This is a genomic window from Streptomyces sp. NPDC054840 (assembly GCF_053611065.1).
This window is the reverse complement of the sequence record NZ_JBSGZP010000874.1, coordinates 1-2,529: the sequence shown is the minus strand read 5'-3', so window position 1 is coordinate 2,529 and position 2,529 is coordinate 1. Positions and strand designations below refer to the sequence as shown.

At 71.2% G+C, this 2,529-nt stretch carries 3 protein-coding genes and 1 riboswitch; of the genes, 1 reads left to right on the top strand and 2 read right to left on the bottom strand.

What is annotated here, in order from left to right:
• Window positions 1–379: 379 nt before the first annotated feature.
• Entirely contained in the window at window positions 380–1,141 is a 762-nt protein-coding gene (locus ACWGIU_RS35310; RefSeq protein WP_453712179.1) for a methyltransferase domain-containing protein, read from the bottom strand.
• Between the two features lie 57 nt (window positions 1,142–1,198).
• Window positions 1,199–1,301, top strand: a riboswitch (ZMP/ZTP riboswitch).
• 78 nt (window positions 1,302–1,379) lie between these two features.
• Between ACWGIU_RS35310 and ACWGIU_RS35305 the strand changes: the two genes are divergently transcribed.
• Window positions 1,380–2,225: a bifunctional 5,10-methylenetetrahydrofolate dehydrogenase/5,10-methenyltetrahydrofolate cyclohydrolase gene (locus ACWGIU_RS35305; RefSeq protein ID WP_453712180.1), complete on the top strand. Its 846-nt coding sequence runs from the start codon at window positions 1,380–1,382 to the stop codon at window positions 2,223–2,225.
• A 54-nt stretch (window positions 2,226–2,279) separates the two neighbouring features.
• Here ACWGIU_RS35305 and ACWGIU_RS35300 read toward each other — a convergent pair.
• Window positions 2,280–2,529 (bottom strand): hypothetical protein (locus ACWGIU_RS35300; RefSeq protein ID WP_453712178.1); only part of this gene is annotated, 250 nt, incomplete at its 5' end.

Here is a 2,529-nt window from a genome sequence, read left to right as displayed (position 1 = left end):
GGACCCGCTTCCACTGGTCCACCGGGATGCGGCCGGCCTCGAAGGCCTGGCGCACGTCGTCACCGTTGATGTGACCCTGCTCGCGGCCGCGCTCGACGAGCGCGACCAGGGCCTCGGATTCGGCGATCTCCGGAGGGAACGTACGGGACGGGCTGAGCGACACAAGGAGCCTCTCGTTGCGAACAAATAAATGGTGGGCGGGACATCATCGCGCGAACTCGGGAAACAGACCCGAGGGGGGTCTGTATTCCGGGGCCGCGCGAGGACACCTGTCGGTTCATCGCATGCCCGAGTCGATTCGTTACGCGCTGAATTGAGTGACCTGCGCCACGCTGTGGCCGCGCAACCCGATCCGGCGCAGATCCGTCCGCCCTTCAGATCAGCCCGTTTTGCGGGCTTCGATGAGGAAGCGGGCGGTGTGAGCGACGAACGGACCTTCGCGCTCGATCTGTTCATGGAGCTCACGCAACCGGTCCCGGTACTGCCCGACCGTGAAGCCGGGCACCATCCAGATCACCTTCCGTAGAAAGTAGATCACGGCTCCGATGTCGTGGAACTCCGTGCGCAGTCGTTCGGAGCGCAGATCGAGTACTTCGAGGCCGGCCGCACCGGCATCGGCGACCGCGTCGTCGGGGTGCCGACCGCGCCGGACCTCCTCCGGCTGCGGGCCGAGAAAGTACTCGACGAGCTCGAAGACGCTCGACGGACCGACCTGCTGCGAGAGGTAGCTGCCGCCCGGAGCCAGCACCCGCGCGATCTCCTCCCACCAGATCGACACCGGGTGCCGGCTGGTCACCAGCTCGAAGGCCGCGTCGCCGAAGGGCAGCGGCGGCTCGTCGGAGTCGGCGACCACCACCGCGCCCAGCGGGTGCAGCAGCCGCGTCGCCTTCTCGATGTTGGGTGGCCAGGACTCCGTGGCGGCCGTCAACGGCGGCAGCGGAGCGCATCCGGCCAGGACCTCGCCGCCGCCGGTCTGGATGTCCAGCGCGGACCGGACCTGGGCCAGGCGCTCGCTCATCAGCCTCTGGAAGCCCCAGGAGGGGCGCTGCTCGGTGGCCCGGCCGTCGAGCCAGGAAAAGTCCCAGCCGTCCACGGAGACGGACTCGGCCTCGGCGACAAGATGGTCGAAAGTACGCGTCATGTATTGATCGTCCCAGGTCGGACGCCCGACAACCACCGGATATGTCGTCTACAGTGGTCGGCGGGCCGTGACTGGCGTTCGGGTGGATCACCACCGGGGAGCGGCCCGGCGTACCTGTGGACCTCCGGTACGCCGACTGCCGCGCGCCTGGGCGATCCGCGATCCGCAGCGACGTTCAGGAGACCCCGTGACGACTGCCCAGACTGCCCCTGCCCCTGCCACCGGATCCGCCCAGCTGATGGACGGCACGGCCCTCGCCCGCCGCATCTCGGAGCAGACCGCCGCCTACGCGGCGAAGATCACTGAGCGCACCGGCACCGCGCCTTGCCTCGCGACCGTGCTGGTCGGCGAGGACCCGGCCTCGGTGACCTACGTCCGCATGAAGCAGAACCGCTGTGCCAAGGCGGGGATCACCTCCCGCCACGTCGAGCTGCCGGCCGGGACCACCACCGAGGAACTGGTGGCCACCCTCACCGCGCTCTCCGAGGACCCAGGGGTCAGCGGCATCCTGCTTCAGCACCCCGTCCCGCACCACATCGACGAGCGCGCCGCATTCGAGGCCATCGCCCCGGGCAAGGACGTCGACGGGGTCACCATGCACTCCTTCGCCGCCATGGGCTTCGGGCTGCCGGGCTTCGTCTCCTGCACCCCCGGCGGCATCATGCGGTTGCTCGCCGCCTACGACGTGGACCTGACCGGCAAGCACGCCGTCGTCGTCGGCCGCAGCGCGATCCTGGGCAAGCCCGCCGGGATGCTGCTGCTGGAGCAGAACGCCACCGTCACCTACTGCCACTCGCGCACCCAGGACCTGCCCTCGATCGTGCGCCAGGCGGACGTGCTGGTCGCCGCCGTCGGCAAGGCCGAGTTCATCCGGGGCGAGGACATCAAGCCGGGCGCGGTGGTCCTGGACGCGGGGTACAACGAGGGCAACGTCGGCGACGTGCACTTCGAGTCGGCCGCCGCCCGGGCCTCGCTGATCACCCCGGTACCGGGCGGTGTCGGCCCGATGACCATTGCCGTCCTGCTGGAACAGACCGTGCAGGCGGCCGCCGCGCAGGCCGGGCTGGACCTCGCGGAGCTCTGAGACCCCACCGCGCGCGGACCCGCGTACGACCCCCGCCCGCCCGCACGACGCCCCTCAGGCGCCGACCGGGTCAAGGTTCAGGTCCGGCGGGCCGGCGGTGGCCGCTGCACGGGCCGCGGCGACGATGTCGGAGCTGCGGAACGCGTGGGCCAGGGAGGTCAGGGGCCGGCGGCCCAGGCGGTACGGCTGCGGGATCGCGGCCGGCCCCGGCACGGATCCGCTCGCCGCGGCGGCCTTGAGGCGGCACGCGGCCGCCAGGACGGCCGCGTCCGCGACCGCGGCGGCCCGTGCCTCGCTCAGGCCC